Raw genomic sequence first — 15,888 nt, forward strand, 5'->3', positions numbered from 1 at the left:
GTATCTTATATGAGTAATATTCAAATCATGTCCCTGGAGGACATCATGGGAGAGCGCTTTGGTCGCTACTCCAAATACATTATTCAAGAACGGGCTCTTCCTGATATTCGGGATGGCTTGAAACCTGTTCAACGGCGGATTCTTTATTCTATGAATAAGGATGGCAATACCCATGACAAGGGCTACCGCAAGTCTGCCAAGTCTGTCGGAAATATCATGGGGAATTTCCACCCTCACGGGGATATTTCCATCTATGATGCCATGGTCCGTATGTCTCAAGACTGGAAAAACCGTGAAATTCTAGTCGAAATGCACGGAAATAATGGTTCCATGGATGGGGATCCACCAGCTGCCATGCGTTATACTGAAGCCCGTCTATCTGAAATTGCTGGTTATCTCCTTCAAGATATCGAAAAGAACACCGTTCCGTTTGCCTGGAACTTTGATGATACAGAAAAAGAGCCAACCGTTTTGCCTGCTGCCTTTCCAAACCTTTTGGTCAATGGGGCAACAGGGATTTCAGCTGGTTACGCGACAGATATTCCGCCTCATAACCTTGCTGAAGTCATCGATGCTGTGGTCTACATGATCGACCATCCATCTGCTAAGGTAGACAAACTCATGGAATTTTTGCCTGGGCCTGATTTCCCGACAGGTGCCATTATTCAAGGTCGCGATGAGATCAAGAAAGCCTATGAAACAGGTAAGGGACGGGTGGTTGTTCGTTCTAAGACAGAAATAGAGCAACTCAAAGGCGGCAAGCAACAAATCATCGTCACTGAGATCCCTTATGAAATCAATAAGGCTGTCTTGGTCAAGAAGATTGACGATGTTCGCGTTAACAACAAGGTGGCCGGTATTGCTGAGGTTCGGGATGAGTCTGACCGGGATGGTCTTCGCATTGCCATTGAGTTGAAGAAAGATGCCAATGCAGACTTGATCTTGAACTACTTGTTCAAGTATACAGATTTGCAGGTTAACTACAACTTCAATATGGTGGCAATCGACAACTATACCCCTCGTCAAGTGGGGATTGTGCCGATTTTGTCTAGCTACATCTCTCACCGTCGAGATATCATTGTCGCTCGCTCTCGCTTTGACAAGGAAAAGGCGGAACGACGCCTCCACATCGTAGAGGGCTTGATCCGCGTCATTTCTATCCTTGATGAAGTCATCGCTCTGATCCGTGCTTCTGATAACAAGGCGGATGCCAAGGAAAACCTCAAAGTCAGCTACGATTTCACGGAAGAACAAGCAGAAGCCATTGTTACCTTGCAATTGTACCGCTTGACCAATACAGATATCGTGACCTTGGAAGAAGAGCATGCTAACCTCAAGGAGCAAATTGCGACTTTGGCAGCCATCATTGGGGATGAACGGACCATGTTCAATCTCATGAAGAAGGAATTGCGTGAAGTTAAGAAACTCTTTGGCAATCCGCGTCGCAGTGAGTTGCAAGACACCGCTAAGACGATCGAGATTGATACAGCTAGTCTCATTGTCGAAGAAGAAACCTTCGTTAGCGTAACCCGTGCTGGTTATATCAAACGAACCTCTCCTCGTTCTTTCAATGCATCTACAGTGGAAGAAGTCGGTAAGAGGGACGACGATGAATTGATTTTTGTAGAGCCTGCTAAGACTACCCAGCATCTCTTACTCTTTACCAACTTGGGAAATGCCATTTATCGACCTGTTCATGAATTAGCGGATACCAAGTGGAAGGACATCGGCGAACACCTCAGTCAGACCTTGACCAATTTCGAGCAGGAAGAAGAAATTATTTTTGCGGAGATTGTGGATCAGTTTGAGGGCGTGACCTACTTCGCAGCTACCCAACAGGGACAAATCAAGCGCTTTGAACGCAAGGAATTGAGCCCATGGCGGACCTATCGTTCCAAATCAACGAAGTATGCTAAGCTGAAAGATGATGCGGATCGCATTGTCGCTGTAGCGCCAGTTGTTCTGGAAGACATCATGATCATTACCCAAAATGGTTATGGTCTGCGCTTCAATATTGAAGAAGTCCCAGTGGTTGGGGCTAAAGCAGCAGGGGTTAAAGCCATCAACCTCAAAGATGGGGATCAGGTGGTAGCCGTCTTTAAGTCTACAACACCAAGTATGTATATTCTGACCCAACGAGGCAGTCTCAAACGGATGTCGCAAGACGATATTCCTGTGACCAGCCGCGCTAAACGTGGACTTCAAGTCTTACGTGAGCTGAAGTCTAAGCCACACCGCGTCTTCAAGGCAGGTCCAGTCTTTACAGACCAAGGCGATTTCGATCTCTTTACGAGCCAGGAAGAAGTAGTAGAGCAAGATCAGATCCTTCAAATCACCTCGACAACAGGTCAAGTGACAGAAGTGGATCTTACCCAGCTCAGCTTGTCAGAACGAACCAGCAATGGTTCCTTTATCAACGATCAAATCTCTGATCAAGAAGTCTTTACTGCTAGAGTAAAATAAGATAAAAGTCAGCTCATTTGTGGCTGACTTTTTTGATAGATAAATTTTCTGAAAATTGCAAACATCACTTGAAATTCTCATGAAATGGTGTAAAATAGAGTACATGAATAAAGTCATCCCTTGTGGTGGCTCTTGCTAGTTAGCAAGTCTTGAATGGAAGAAGGAAAACAAAATGACAGTATCACTTGATTGGGAAAACCTTGGATTTTCTTATATGAAATTACCTTACCGTTATATCGCCTATTACCGTAATGGAGCCTGGGAGAAGGGAGAGCTATCTGAAGATGCTACTCTTCATATCTCTGAATCTTCCCCAAGTTTGCACTATGGGCAGCAAGCTTTTGAAGGCTTGAAGGCTTATCGGACAAAGGATGGCAGTGTTCAATTGTTCCGTCCAGATGAAAATGCCAAACGCCTGCAACGGACGGCAGATCGTCTTTTGATGCCTCAAGTACCAACGGATATGTTTGTGGAAGCTTGTAAAGCAGTAGTTCGTGCCAATGAAGAATATGTCCCACCGTATGGGACTGGTGGAACTCTCTATCTTCGCCCCTTGTTGATTGGGGTAGGGGATATCATTGGGGTGAAACCAGCAGAAGAATACATTTTTACCATCTTTGCAATGCCAGTAGGAAACTACTTCAAGGGTGGCTTGGTCCCAACCAACTTCCTGATTCAAGATGAGTATGATCGAGCAGCTCCTCATGGGACAGGTGCAGCGAAAGTTGGTGGAAACTATGCCGCTAGCCTCTTACCTGGTAAATTAGCCAAGACTCGGAATTTCTCAGACGTGATTTACTTGGATCCAGCGACCCATACCAAGATTGAGGAAGTCGGATCTGCTAACTTCTTTGGTATCACTGCTGATAATGAGTTTGTCACTCCACTGAGTCCTTCCATCTTGCCATCAATTACCAAATATTCCTTGCTCTATCTAGCAGAGCATCGTCTTGGTTTGACACCAATCGAAGGGGATGTGCCAATTGATCATCTAGACCGCTTTGTTGAAGCAGGTGCTTGTGGAACAGCAGCAGTCATTTCTCCTATTGGTGGAGTTCAACATGGAGATGACTTCCATGTCTTCTATTCAGAAACAGAAGTAGGACCAATTACCCGGAAGCTTTATGATGAATTAACAGGCATCCAGTTTGGTGATATTGAAGCGCCAGAAGGATGGATTTTCAAGGTAACTGAATAAACCAAGTATGAGAGAGGCTAGGACAAAAGTCCTAGCCTCTCAATTATTTTTGGATTGTCGAGCAAGACGCAGTGGTTGAGTGGGCTCTACTACGCTGATTTCATCAGCTTTTACAGCCCTACTCAACTGTGCGGAGTTTGGACGACGAAATCGAATTCTAACGAATTACCTATTTCTGTCCCACTCTCTCTTTTTTTGCCAGAAGCAGATAGCTGCGAAATGAAATAATTTAATCATTAAACATTTTCGGCTTGCAAGCATGTGAAAAATTTTGTAAAATAAAGGGGTTGAAATGAGGTGGAAGAATGAGTAAGAAAGATAAAAAAATTGAAATTCAAATTGCAGATAGTAAAGTGGTTGTTGGTAAGGAAACCTTTGATGGATACCAATTAACGATTGGAAAAAAGGCTATTGCTCAGATTGCTGATATGGGTGCTCAGTTTGCTCTTGTGAAAAACGGATCCGTAGATAGTCTTTTTAAATCCCTTGAAAAAGCAGTAGAAACTGCCATCGAAAATTATAATTTGAACAAATAAGGGGTTGCATTTTCATTTAATCAATGGTATAATTGTGTCTGTTGATTTGCTTGGAGAGATAGCGAAGAGGCTAAACGCGGCGGACTGTAAATCCGCTCCTTCGGGTTCGGGGGTTCGAATCCCTCTCTCTCCATTCTATGTTTGGGGTATAGCCAAGCGGTAAGGCAAGGGACTTTGACTCCCTCATGCGTTGGTTCGAATCCAGCTACCCCAGTTCTAGGTAATATCAGATAAGGTGGTAAAATATCTACTCAGGTATTTTATTTCTTTATATGAAGAAGTCGTTGTAGATCATTTTGATTTCGTTGCGAGTGCTTGCTTAGGAAAAATAATTATAAGTATGTCAAGTTTAGAAAACTTGATTGTTGGAGGATTTTTTAGATGAATGAATTTGAAGATTTGCTAAACAGTGTTAGCCAAGTTGAGCCAGGTGATGTTGTTACTGCTGAAGTTTTGACAGTTGACGCTACACAAGCTAACGTTGCAATCTCTGGAACTGGTGTCGAAGGTGTCTTGACTCTTCGCGAATTGACAAACGATCGTGATGCTGACATCAATGACTTGGTTAAACCAGGTGAAACACTTGAATTGCTTGTTCTTCGTCAAGTAGTTGGTAAAGATACTGATACAGTAACTTACCTTGTATCTAAAAAACGTTTGGAAGCTCGCAAAGCATGGGACAAATTGGTCGGACGTGAAGAAGAAGTTGTTACTGTTAAAGGAACTCGCGCTGTTAAGGGCGGACTTTCAGTAGAATTTGAAGGACTTCGTGGATTTATTCCAGCTTCAATGCTTGATACTCGTTTTGTACGTAACACTGAACGTTTCGTAGGTCAAGAATTTGATGCTAAAATCAAAGAAGTTGACGCAAAAGAAAACCGCTTCATCCTTTCTCGTCGTGAAGTTGTTGAAGCTGCATCAGCTGCAGCTCGCGCTGAAGTATTTGGTAAATTGAACGTTGGCGATGTTGTAACTGGTAAAGTTGCTCGTATCACTAGCTTCGGTGCTTTCATCGACCTTGGTGGTGTTGATGGATTGGTTCACTTGACTGAATTGTCACACGAACGCAACGTTTCACCTAAATCAGTTGTAACTGTTGGTGAAGAAATCGAAGTGAAAGTTCTTGACTTGAACGAAGAAGAAGGTCGTGTATCACTTTCATTGAAAGCTACAACACCTGGCCCATGGGATGGCGTTGAACAAAAATTGGCTGCTGGTGATGTAATCGAAGGAACTGTTAAACGTTTGACTGACTTCGGTGCATTCGTTGAAGTATTGCCTGGTATCGATGGACTTGTTCACATCTCACAAATTTCACACAAACGTGTTGAAAATCCAAAAGATGTGCTTAAAGTTGGACAAGAAGTAACTGTTAAAGTTCTTGAAGTGAATGCTGCTGATGAACGTGTATCACTTTCTATCAAAGCTCTTGAAGAACGTCCAGCTCAAGAAGAAGGCGAAAAACAAGAAAAACGTCAACAACGTCCACGTCGTCCAAAACAAGAAAAACGTGACTTTGAACTTCCAGAAACTCAAACTGGATTCTCAATGGCTGACTTGTTTGGTGACATTGAATTGTAATCATACTAAAAAGCTTGCTTGGGCAAGCTTTTTTTTCTTGTAAAATGATCGATTTTTTGATATACTATCATAGTTGCCACCCTTAGTGTAATGGATATCACGTAAGATTCCGGTTCTTGAGATGGGAGTTCGATTCTCTCAGGGTGGATGACGATAGGAGAGCTGAGAGGCTCTCTTTTTTGTTTCTAGGCAAGAAGGAATTTAAAAAGTAGGAGCAGGCCTTCGGGTCTCCTTTTTAATGTTTATAAGATAAAAAAACACCATGTCCTAGACATGGTGTTTGATTATTTGCTTAGTTTTTAGAAGCTGCTTGGAATTCTGGATTCTTCCATGCTTCATCGATAATTGCTTGCAATTCTTTTGCAGATGCTTGCATTTTTTGTGTTTCAGCGTCGTTCAATGGAATATTTACTGGTCGAACGATACCGTGGGCACCAACGATAGCTGGTTGACCGATAAAGACGTTTTCGACTCCGTATTGGCCTTCTTGGAAGACTGAAAGTGGAAGTACGGCATTCTCGTCATCAAGGATGGCACGAGTGATACGAGCAAGGGCAACGGCGATACCGTAGTAAGTAGCCCCTTTCTTGTTGATGATTGAGTAAGCAGCATCACGGACAGAGATGAAGAGATCTACAAGGTCAGCTTCGTCCAAGTCACGGTTAGCTTGCAACCATTGTTCCAATTTCACACCGGCAACGTTAGCGTGTGACCAAACAGCGAACTCTGAGTCACCGTGTTCACCCATGATGTAGGCGTGAACTGAACGAGCATCAACGCCGATTTTTTCAGCAAGTGCTTGACGGAAACGAGCTGAGTCAAGTGAAGTACCTGAACCGATAACACGTTCTTTAGGGAAACCTGAGAATTTCCAAGTTGAGTAAGTCAAAACGTCAACTGGGTTAGCAGCAACAAGGAAGATACCGTCGAAACCAGAAGCAACAACTTGTTCAACGATTGATTTGTTGATGGCAAGGTTTTTACCAACGAGGTCAAGACGAGTTTCGCCTGGTTTTTGAGGAGCGCCAGCTGTAATAACAACTAAGTCCGCATCCGCACAGTCTTCGTACTTAGCAGCATAGATCTTCTTAGGTGAAGTGAAGGCAAGGGCATGGCTAAGGTCTTCTGCATCACCAACCGCTTTTTCAAATAATTGAGGGATTTCGATGATACCAAGTTCTTGTGCGATTCCTTGAGTAACAAGTGCAAAAGCGTAAGATGAACCTACCGCACCATCACCAACAAGGATAACTTTTTTATGTTGTTTAGTTAAAGTCATTTTCTAAACGTCTCCTTCATTTTTTTTGGGCTTTCCCCATTCGGTTTTATTCTACCACTTTTGCATTTTTTTGTCACGGAATTACGACCATTTTGCCTATGTAAACGTTTTTATGAATGTGTTAGAAACCAGAAAAATAAGGCAGAATATGTTATAATAGTAGAGTGAATTAATTAAAGAGAGGCATTGTTTTAATGCAGGATAATAATTTAATTGATGTTAATTTAACATCAGAAATGAAGACCAGTTTTATCGATTACGCTATGAGTGTTATCGTGTCTCGGGCTCTTCCTGACGTGCGGGATGGTTTAAAGCCAGTTCATCGTCGGATCCTTTATGGAATGAATGAACTTGGGGTTACTCCAGATAAACCACATAAGAAATCTGCCCGTATTACTGGGGATGTTATGGGTAAGTACCATCCACACGGGGACTTCTCTATTTATGAGGCTATGGTTCGGATGGCTCAATGGTGGAGCTATCGTTATATGCTTGTAGATGGGCATGGGAACTTTGGTTCAATGGATGGTGATGGAGCCGCGGCCCAACGGTATACAGAAGCTCGTATGAGCAAGATTGCTCTTGAAATGCTTCGGGATATCAACAAGAATACAGTTGATTTCACAGATAACTATGATGCCAGTGAACGCGAACCAAACGTCCTTCCAGCTCGCTTCCCTAACTTGTTAGTCAATGGGGCTACAGGGATTGCGGTAGGGATGGCGACAAATATTCCTCCACACAACCTCGGTGAGTCTATTGATGCTGTCAAGCTAATGATGGACAATCCTGATGTGACCACACGTGAGCTGATGGAGGTGCTTCCTGGACCAGATTTCCCTACCGGAGCCTTGGTCATGGGCAAATCGGGTATTCATAAGGCCTATGAAACAGGAAAAGGCTCGATTGTCTTGCGGTCTCGGACGGAAATTGAAGAGACCAAGACAGGCCGTGAACGCATTGTCGTTACAGAATTTCCTTATATGGTCAACAAGACCAAAGTGCATGAGCATATCGTTCGTTTGGTTCAAGAAAAACGAATCGATGGGATTACAGCAGTTCGGGATGAGTCTAACCGGGAAGGGGTTCGTTTCGTCATCGAAGTCCGTCGCGATGCTTCAGCCAATGTTATCTTAAACAACCTCTTCAAGATGACCCAAATGCAAACCAACTTTGGTTTCAACATGTTGGCTATCCAAAATGGTGTCCCTAAGATTCTCTCTCTTCGTGAGATTTTAGGATCTTATATTGAGCACCAAAAAGAAGTGGTGACTCGTCGGACCATCTTTGATAAAGAGAAGGCGGAAGCTCGTGCCCATATCTTGGAAGGTCTCTTAATCGCTCTTGATCACATCGATGAAGTGATTAAAATCATCCGTAATAGCCAGACAGATGCAGAAGCACAAGCAGAATTGATGAGTAAGTTCAAGCTTTCTGAGCGTCAAAGCCAAGCTATCTTGGATATGCGTCTTCGTCGTTTGACTGGTTTGGAACGTGACAAGATTCAAAGCGAATACGATGATCTCGTTGCCTTGATTGCTGATCTTGCTGATATTTTAGCCAAGCCAGAGCGTGTAGTTGCGATTATCAAGGAAGAATTGGACGAGGTCAAACGGAAGTTTGGAGATCCACGTCGGACAGAATTGATGGTAGGAGAAGTTCTATCACTAGAAGACGAAGATTTGATCGAAGAAAGCAATGTCTTGATTACTCTCTCTAACAAGGGTTACATCAAACGATTGGATCAAGATGAATTTACTGCTCAAAAACGTGGGGGACGTGGTGTTCAAGGTACAGGAGTCAAAGATGATGACTTTGTCCGTGAATTGGTTTCTACCAGCACCCATGATCGTTTGCTCTTCTTTACCAATAAGGGACGGGTTTACCGTCTGAAAGGCTATGAAATCCCTGAATACGGCCGTACAGCTAAGGGACTTCCAATTGTCAACTTGCTCAAGTTAGATGACGGAGAATCCATTCAGACCATTATTAACGTCGCTCAGGATCGTAGTGAAGACTCCTATCTCTTCTTTACAACGCGTTCTGGACTAGTTAAACGGACCAGTGTGGCCGAGTTTGCCAACATCCGTCAAAATGGCTTGAAAGCTCTTAACCTCAAAGATGAGGATGAGCTAATCAACGTCTTCCTTACTGATGGGAATGCTGACGTTATCATTGGGACTAAATTTGGGTATTCTGTTCGTTTCAAAGAGTCTGTTGTTCGGAATATGGGACGTTCAGCAACTGGTGTCCGAGGTGTCAACCTTCGTCCGGGGGATCAAGTGGTCGGTGCAAGCGTGATTACAGATCAAGATGAAGTATTGATTATCACTGAAAAGGGATATGGTAAACGCACGCGTGCTGATGAGTATCCAACCAAAGGACGTGGTGGTAAAGGGATTAAAACTGCGAATGTGGCTGAGAAAAATGGTCCTCTTGCCGGTCTCATGACTGTCAAAGGAGATGAGGATTTGATGATTATCACCAATACAGGCGTCATGATTCGTACAAGCGTCGCGAATATTTCTCAAACTGGACGTTCGACTATGGGTGTGAAAGTCATGCGTCTGGATCAAGATGCCCAAATCGTAACCTTTACAACGGTTCAAGCTGACGAAAAAGATGAGTCAGAAACTGAAAGTGAAGGGTAGGGTGAACAATGGCTTCAAGAAGAAAAAAGAAGAAAACAAGCTTACGCAATCGCTTGATTAATATCTTTGCTACCTTGCTGATCCTTTTGTCTATCGCTCTGATTTTTAATGCTCCGATTCGGAACATGATCATGGTTTGGCATACCAATCAGTACCAGGTCAACAAGGTATCGAAAAAGACCATCGATAAGAATAAAGAGGCTAAGACTAGCTTTGATTTTAAAGAAGTCAAATCGCTGTCTACAGAATCTGTCATCAATGCCCAATGGCAGGCACAAAAGTTACCTGTTATTGGAGGAATTGCAATTCCAGAATTGAAGATGAACCTTCCGATTTTTAAAGGCTTAGATAATGTGGGGCTTTATTATGGAGCAGGTACCATGAAAGAGGACCAGGTTATGGGGCAAAGGAATTACTCCTTAGCTAGTCACCATGTCTTTGGTTTGACTGGGGCAAATGAAATGCTCTTTTCCCCATTAGAACATGCCAAAGCTGGAATGAAAATCTATATCACTGATAAGGAAAAGGTCTATACCTATGTCATCAATTCTGTTGAGACAGTAACGCCAGATCGGGTCGATGTCATTGCAGATCGAGAAGGGGTAAATGAAATTACCTTGGTGACCTGTGAGGATGCCGCAGCAACTTATCGTACGATTGTAAAAGGTACTTTGGAAACTTCAGTAGATTACTCAAAAGCACCAAAAGATATCCTAGAAGCTTTCACAAAATCTTATAATCAAATGCAATTATAATCAACAAAAAAAGAGGTCCTTGACCTCTTTTTTTCTGTTAATTTTCTGCCAATTTGTAAGAGGATAGTCATAAAATGTTACCTGACTGACATATTTTTGCATGCTTTCTATTTTATAATAGAAGAGTGATAGAAAGAAGCTTGGAGGAACCGAATGCCTACAGAAGATATCTATACTCTGCTAAGAAATTTCTACGGCTTACTGGTCAATGATTTTCCAAAAACGGGACTCATTACCAAGGGAATCTACGAAGTTGAACAGGTCTTTAAAACCATTGAAAACCTTCCTGATGATCAAGAACACTTAATTCGATACGAAATTCGTCAATTCCTAAGGACCTTGGAACAAGTGCAAGAAGGCTATAGAATTAACTTCTCAAATGAAGAAACTCGAATCCTTGAAAACCTAAGAGAAGTAGTTTGTCCTATATAAATTTTATACAGACTCATCCATTTTCCTCCTCAATTGCGAATTATTAATTGAGGAGGTTTTTTATGTATCATATTGTATTTCAAGAAGCTAGTCTTTTACCTAGAGAACGCTTGCTTACAGAAGGCCCTGATAAGCTCAGTAATCAAGAATTGCTGTCCATCTTATTACGGACGGGGAACAAAAATAAAACAGTCTACGAGATCGCACAGGAGCTCTTAGGCTCACTAAAGAGCTTAAAGGAATTGGCTAGTATGAGCTTTCAGGAGCTACAGGAAGTTCCAGGGATTGGGAAAGTAAAGGCAATTGAGCTGTTAGCTGCTATTGAACTTGGGAAACGAATCCAGACTTCCCAAGTGATTGAAACAGAACAAATTATGAGTAGTCAGAAGCTTGCAAAGATGATGCAGCAAAAGATCGGCCATGAGAAACAAGAGCATTTACTGGCCTTGTATCTGAATACCCAGAACCAAATTATCCATCAGCAAGTGATTTTTATCGGAACAGTCAATCGTAGCATTGCAGAACCTCGAGAGATCTTGCATTATGCCATCAAGCATATGGCGACGTCTTTAATCCTTGTTCACAACCATCCATCTGGAATCATTCATCCGAGTAAGAATGATGATGGTGTCACCCAACAAATGATTGAAGCCTGTAATTGTCTTGGAATTGTTTTTCTTGACCATCTGATTGTCTCAACTGATGATTATTATAGCTACCGAGAGGAGACAGACTTATTGGTATAGACAGAAAGAGAGTGGGATAGAAATCGGTCATTCGTTAGAATTCGATTTCGTCGTCCAACCACCGCACAGTTGAGTAGGGCTATAAAAGCTGATGAACTCAGCGTAGTAGAGCCCACTCAAGCACTGCGTCTTGCTCGACAATCCAAAGACAATTGAGAGGCTAGGACTTTTGTCCTAGCCTCATTTTGTCATGTATTTTTGCGCATAAAGTAGAGAAGGGTTTGCAGTTCGCTGGTTAGATCAACATATTGAACAACCACATCCTTTGGAACTGTTAGGTGTACTGGAGAAAAGCTAAGGATTCCCTTGATACCAGCTTCAACCAGTAAATCTGCAACTTCTTGAGATTTTACACTTGGAACGGTTAAAATAGCTGTTTGAATCTCTTGTCCCTCTAGTTTTTCTTTTAGTGTGGAGATGCCGTAAATCGGAATGTTATCTTTACTTTTAGTACCGACTAAGTCATGATCATCCGTATCAAATGCCATAACAATTTTCATTTTGTTTCGCTCATGGAAGCGATAGTGAAGCAGGGCACTTCCCATATTTCCAATCCCGACGATAGCAACATTGGTGATGGAGTTATCATTTAAGAGATCTGCGAAGAAGTTCATTAACTTTTTGACATCATAACCAAAACCACGTCGTCCTAACTCTCCGAAGTAGGAGAAGTCGCGACGAACAGTCGCGGAGTCGATACCGATGGCTTCAGCAATCTGTTTTGAATTTGCTCGCTCGATCTTCTCTGCATTAAAGCGTTTAAAAATGCGGTAATACAGGGAGAGTCGTTTGGCAGTAGCACGAGGAATTGGATTAGTCTTATCTTGTTTCACAATATCACAACCTTTCAAATCTATTGTATAAAAAGTTTGTGAATAAAGCAACTATCTTCTACTAAAAAAACACCAAAATGGTGTTTTCTTTGTTAATTGGAATTTCTTAAACTCTGGTCAAACTGAATCAGATAGCGATAGAAGTCACCGATTCTTCCAGTGAAAGGTAAGGTTTGCCCCTTGTAGGTCACAGAAACAACCTGATAAGAATCTGGAATGGTCACACAGCCTGAGAAGGCTAATAGACAGTGATCTATGTTATCGTAGCTAACCTGACGTTCCTTTTGGTATGCATCCAAATAGGTGAGGACTACAGGACCATTTGTCATTACTTTTCAATCCTTTCAAAGATCTCACGTTCAACTAAACTATCCATAAGGAAGTAGAATTTTTGTTGGATAATTTTGTTTTCTGGATTTTTAAAAATATTTACCAAACGAAGGCCTGACTTGTCAGTAATGTTAATTTTAAATCCTGTTAAATCCTTATTGATAATAATTTTTAGCTTAAAGCCATCTCCGCTATTTGGGACAGCTTCTAATAGACGATTTAATTCGTAGTTTCCAACCTTTGTTTGGGCAAAAGTATTGTCGCGTAGGGTATATTTTTTAATATTTGGATGGATTGCGTATGTGTAATCGCAGTTTGGTAATGAGACAGATGTTTCAAATGCCATGTAATTCTCCTAAAATTTTGTGAATGGTTGTTATAAAAGTATCGACCTCAGCGGTCGTATTGAATTCGGATAAACTAATGCGAATAGATTCCTTCAATCGATGAGAATCTTCGCCATAATAAGCTGCAAGAACGTGGCTTGGTTGAACAGTTCCTGCTGTACAAGCAGAGCCGGTTGAGACTGAAATCCCTGCCATGTCTAAACGAAGCAGTAAGATATCATTGCTGATACCTGGAAAGCCGATATTTAAGACATGAGGAAGTTTGGAGTCTGTGCTATTCAGATAGAAATCTAAATCTTCTAGGCCAGTTAGGATACGATCAGATAAGCTCTGAATGTACTGATAATTTGCGTCTAACTGATCAGTTGCTTCTTTAAGGGCTTGAGCCATTCCAGCAATTGAAATCAAGTTCTCTGTGCTAGCTCGACGTTTGTCTTCTTGGTCACCCCCGTGTAAGAGATTGAAGAAGTCAGGCTTTTTAGCATAGAGAAGACCAACTCCCTTAGGCCCGTGAAATTTATGGGCCGATGCGGTTAGAAAATCAACTCCTAGCTCTTCAGGGGCTACAGCAAGTTTACCAACGGCTTGAACAGCATCAACATGAAAAGCAGCAGGATGGTCTTTTAAAAGGTCAGAAATTGCCTTGATAGGCAAGAGATCACCCGTTTCGTTGTTGGCATACATGGTGGATACTAAAATTGTATCGGGACGAAGTGCAGCTCGAATATCTTCAGGTCGAATTTTTTGATCTACTGGTTGAATGATGGTTACTTCAAATCCATATTCTTGGACCAAATACTCAATCGGTTCCAGAACGGCATGGTGTTCGATAGCCGTGGTGATAATATGCTTGCCTTTCTGTCTGTGTTTGAGACAGTAGCCCTTTATAACAGTGTTATTGCTTTCGGTTCCCCCAGAAGTGAAGGTAATTTGTTGACTAGAGGTTTTTAAACAAGATGCAACGCATTCCCTAGCATCTCTAAGAATCTTTTTTGCTTGGCGACCGTGGGAGTGGAGACTGGATGGATTTCCGAAACTGGATTCCATCGTTTCTGTCATCACCTTGATTACTCCAGGGCTTAGAGGAGTTGTTGCTGCATTGTCAAAATAAATCACGCCATCACCTTATTTCTTGTGGTATGCAAAGAGTGGACTAACAGGTTTACGCTCTTGGATACGAACAAGGGCATCTCCAATCAATTCGCTTGCAGTAATGTATTTTACATTTTGGGGTTTTTGCTCTTTGGTTGCTACAGAGTCTGTAACCAAAATTTCTTTAATCGGTGCTTGGTCTAGTAATTCTGCAGCTCCCTTAACGAAAAGTCCGTGACTAGAAACGGCATAAATCTCAGTAGCGCCGTCGCGTTGAACAATTTTTGCAGCCTCAGAGAAGGTTTTTCCTGTATTCAAAATATCATCGATCAGGATTGCTTTTTTACCTTTAACATCCCCGATGATGTAGCCCTCGTCACGGCTAGAGTCGTCTTGGGCGTAGTCGATGATAGCAATTGGGGCATCTAGATATTCTGCAAGATTGCGTGCGCGTTTCACTCCAGAATTTTTAGGGCTGACAACCACTACATCTGAACCGGTTAAACCTTGTTTGATATAGTGATCAGCAAATAGAGGAATCGTGAACAAGTTGTCTACTGGGATATCGAAGAAGCCTTGTACTTGAACCGCATGAAGATCGAGGGTTACAACACGGTCTACCCCTGCCTTGACAAGCATGTTGGCAACTAATTTTGCTGTAATTGGTTCGCGAGGAGCAGCAGTGCGGTCTTGACGAGCATACCCAAAGTATGGAAGGACCACGTTTACGGTATGGGCACTTGCTCGTTGGCAAGCATCTACCATGATTAACAATTCCATTAAGTGATTGTTCACTGGGAAGCTAGTAGATTGGATGATGTAAATATCATATCCACGCACACTTTCTTCGATATTAATTTGGATTTCACCATCTGAGAATTGACGTGAAGAAAGCTTTCCGAGTGGGATGCCAGCAACTTCCGAAATTTTTTGTGCAATTTCTTGGTTGGAGTTGAGTGCGAAGAGCTTCATATTGTTTTTTTCTGACATGTATTTGATCCTCATTTAGATATTTTTGTCTAGTCTTATTTTAGCAAAAAAATTCAGTAATTTCAGCTTTTTAGCAAACTTTGAGCCAATCTGGCCACTTTACTTTTTGCTGGCTTATATTCAATTTGTTTTTCCTTGAGAAATTCGTGAAAATAAGTTTCATCTGAGGCAGCATCTACCTCCATTTCCAACTCATAGTCCTCAATAGAATTATAACGACTACGGTCAAAGGCTAATAAACCTTTAGGGATTCTTTTCTCACGTCTCTCTGTTTCCAGACTACCCCAGACATCTAAGGCAACTAGTGGAATTCCTAAATCAGTGAGAAAGCTGGCAATCTCACCTTGAGGGAGTTTTTTCTTGGATAGAAAGTCTTCTACCTGATCAAATGTAAGAGCTTGGTTGTATTCAAAATGTCCCGCTTCTTGCGGTACTTTAAGGGTTAGCTCAGCCCGATCAGCTAAGGTACGAATTCGCAAGGCCATCTGATGATTCCGGATGGCTTGGTCGGGCGTATCGATATAGTGATTGGTTTGTCGGATAGGAGGTTGTTCCTTGAAAAAATCCTTAAGAGAGTCGTATTCTTCCTTGGTTAGTAAGGTTTTAAATTCAATTTCTAAATGATTCATAGCCACGTCCTTTTCTTTCGTTTGCA

Annotated in this window: 14 protein-coding genes, 3 tRNA genes and 1 pseudogene; 11 read left to right on the plus strand and 7 right to left on the minus strand. The window is 42.1% G+C overall.

The genetic code is table 11. The annotated features are described in order from the left end of the window. Positions 1-9: 9 nt before the first annotated feature. The 7 genes and pseudogenes from parC to DW738_RS02300 all read left to right on the plus strand — a co-directional run bounded on the left by parC (position 10) and on the right by DW738_RS02300 (position 5,926). On the plus strand, positions 10-2,463 hold the full coding sequence (gene parC, locus DW738_RS02265; RefSeq protein WP_123160212.1) for a DNA topoisomerase IV subunit A: 2,454 nt from the start codon (positions 10-12) through the stop codon (positions 2,461-2,463). A 169-nt stretch (positions 2,464-2,632) separates the two neighbouring features. Next, positions 2,633-3,661, plus strand: a pseudogene (locus DW738_RS02270) (branched-chain amino acid aminotransferase); the annotation flags it as partial. 305 nt (positions 3,662-3,966) lie between these two features. Then, entirely contained in the window at positions 3,967-4,197 is a 231-nt protein-coding gene (locus DW738_RS02280) for a DUF2969 domain-containing protein (protein ID WP_123160214.1), read from the plus strand. A gap of 52 nt (positions 4,198-4,249) precedes the next feature. After that, positions 4,250-4,330, plus strand: a tRNA-Tyr gene (locus DW738_RS02285). A gap of 9 nt (positions 4,331-4,339) precedes the next feature. Next, positions 4,340-4,411, plus strand: a tRNA-Gln gene (locus DW738_RS02290). Between the two features lie 167 nt (positions 4,412-4,578). Next, the gene (gene rpsA / locus DW738_RS02295) at positions 4,579-5,778 is read left to right on the plus strand and encodes a 30S ribosomal protein S1 (RefSeq protein ID WP_006596419.1); all 1,200 of its coding nucleotides are present in this window, start codon (positions 4,579-4,581) and stop codon (positions 5,776-5,778) included. 76 nt (positions 5,779-5,854) lie between these two features. Beyond that, positions 5,855-5,926 (plus strand) — tRNA-Arg (locus DW738_RS02300). Positions 5,927-6,070: 144 nt separating this feature from the next. Here DW738_RS02300 and DW738_RS02305 read toward each other — a convergent pair. Further along, complete coding sequence (locus DW738_RS02305) at positions 6,071-7,057, minus strand: L-lactate dehydrogenase (RefSeq protein WP_061563935.1); 987 nt, start codon at positions 7,055-7,057, stop codon at positions 6,071-6,073. Between the two features lie 194 nt (positions 7,058-7,251). Between DW738_RS02305 and gyrA the strand changes: the two genes are divergently transcribed. The 4 genes from gyrA (at position 7,252) to radC (ending at position 11,641) form a co-directional block, all read left to right on the plus strand. Beyond that, the gene (gene gyrA, locus DW738_RS02310; RefSeq protein ID WP_123160215.1) at positions 7,252-9,708 is read left to right on the plus strand and encodes a DNA gyrase subunit A; all 2,457 of its coding nucleotides are present in this window, start codon (positions 7,252-7,254) and stop codon (positions 9,706-9,708) included. An 8-nt stretch (positions 9,709-9,716) separates the two neighbouring features. After that, complete coding sequence (locus DW738_RS02315) at positions 9,717-10,463, plus strand: class A sortase (protein WP_023023150.1); 747 nt, start codon at positions 9,717-9,719, stop codon at positions 10,461-10,463. Between the two features lie 153 nt (positions 10,464-10,616). Then, complete coding sequence (locus tag DW738_RS02320; protein ID WP_023023152.1) at positions 10,617-10,895, plus strand: hypothetical protein; 279 nt, start codon at positions 10,617-10,619, stop codon at positions 10,893-10,895. Positions 10,896-10,957: 62 nt separating this feature from the next. Further along, positions 10,958-11,641: a DNA repair protein RadC gene (gene radC / locus DW738_RS02325; protein WP_023023154.1), complete on the plus strand. Its 684-nt coding sequence runs from the start codon at positions 10,958-10,960 to the stop codon at positions 11,639-11,641. A gap of 188 nt (positions 11,642-11,829) precedes the next feature. Here the strand turns inward: radC and DW738_RS02330 are convergent, their stop codons facing one another. From DW738_RS02330 to DW738_RS02355, 6 genes are all read right to left on the minus strand, one after another. Further along, positions 11,830-12,474, minus strand: a complete 645-nt coding sequence (locus tag DW738_RS02330; protein WP_123160216.1) for a redox-sensing transcriptional repressor Rex — start codon at positions 12,472-12,474, stop codon at positions 11,830-11,832. Between the two features lie 92 nt (positions 12,475-12,566). Next, positions 12,567-12,803: a DUF4649 family protein gene (locus tag DW738_RS02335; protein WP_048689995.1), complete on the minus strand. Its 237-nt coding sequence runs from the start codon at positions 12,801-12,803 to the stop codon at positions 12,567-12,569. After that, a complete protein-coding gene (locus tag DW738_RS02340) occupies positions 12,803-13,150 on the minus strand; it encodes a DUF1831 domain-containing protein (RefSeq protein ID WP_023023159.1) in 348 nt (115 codons plus the stop codon). The genes DW738_RS02335 and DW738_RS02340 overlap by 1 nt, the downstream gene beginning before the upstream one ends. Further along, entirely contained in the window at positions 13,140-14,267 is a 1,128-nt protein-coding gene (locus tag DW738_RS02345; RefSeq protein ID WP_023023161.1) for a cysteine desulfurase family protein, read from the minus strand. Before DW738_RS02345 ends, DW738_RS02340 begins: the two co-directional genes overlap by 11 nt. A 9-nt stretch (positions 14,268-14,276) precedes the next feature. Then, positions 14,277-15,233: a ribose-phosphate diphosphokinase gene (locus tag DW738_RS02350; RefSeq protein ID WP_023023163.1), complete on the minus strand. Its 957-nt coding sequence runs from the start codon at positions 15,231-15,233 to the stop codon at positions 14,277-14,279. A gap of 62 nt (positions 15,234-15,295) precedes the next feature. After that, positions 15,296-15,862 (minus strand): CYTH domain-containing protein, encoded by a 567-nt coding sequence (locus DW738_RS02355; protein ID WP_042507450.1) that lies wholly within the window; start codon positions 15,860-15,862, stop codon positions 15,296-15,298. Positions 15,863-15,888 lie beyond the last annotated feature (26 nt).

Origin of the sequence: Streptococcus sp. AM28-20 (genome assembly GCF_003603595.1) — a bacterium.
Classification (GTDB): domain Bacteria; phylum Bacillota; class Bacilli; order Lactobacillales; family Streptococcaceae; genus Streptococcus; species Streptococcus ilei.

Excerpts from the sequence above, each read along its gene's own strand:
- parC (WP_123160212.1), top strand. The coding sequence starts at position 10 with ATGAGTAATATTCAAATCATGTCCCTGGAGGACATCATGGGAGAGCGC.
- DW738_RS02280 (WP_123160214.1), top strand. The coding sequence starts at position 3,967 with ATGAGTAAGAAAGATAAAAAAATTGAAATTCAAATTGCAGATAGTAAA.
- rpsA (WP_006596419.1), top strand. The coding sequence starts at position 4,579 with ATGAATGAATTTGAAGATTTGCTAAACAGTGTTAGCCAAGTTGAGCCA.
- DW738_RS02305 (WP_061563935.1), bottom strand. The coding sequence starts at position 7,057 with ATGACTTTAACTAAACAACATAAAAAAGTTATCCTTGTTGGTGATGGT.
- gyrA (WP_123160215.1), top strand. The coding sequence starts at position 7,252 with ATGCAGGATAATAATTTAATTGATGTTAATTTAACATCAGAAATGAAG.
- DW738_RS02315 (WP_023023150.1), top strand. The coding sequence starts at position 9,717 with ATGGCTTCAAGAAGAAAAAAGAAGAAAACAAGCTTACGCAATCGCTTG.
- DW738_RS02320 (WP_023023152.1), top strand. The coding sequence starts at position 10,617 with ATGCCTACAGAAGATATCTATACTCTGCTAAGAAATTTCTACGGCTTA.
- radC (WP_023023154.1), top strand. The coding sequence starts at position 10,958 with ATGTATCATATTGTATTTCAAGAAGCTAGTCTTTTACCTAGAGAACGC.
- DW738_RS02335 (WP_048689995.1), bottom strand. The coding sequence starts at position 12,803 with ATGACAAATGGTCCTGTAGTCCTCACCTATTTGGATGCATACCAAAAG.
- DW738_RS02340 (WP_023023159.1), bottom strand. The coding sequence starts at position 13,150 with ATGGCATTTGAAACATCTGTCTCATTACCAAACTGCGATTACACATAC.
- DW738_RS02350 (WP_023023163.1), bottom strand. The coding sequence starts at position 15,233 with ATGTCAGAAAAAAACAATATGAAGCTCTTCGCACTCAACTCCAACCAA.
- DW738_RS02355 (WP_042507450.1), bottom strand. The coding sequence starts at position 15,862 with ATGAATCATTTAGAAATTGAATTTAAAACCTTACTAACCAAGGAAGAA.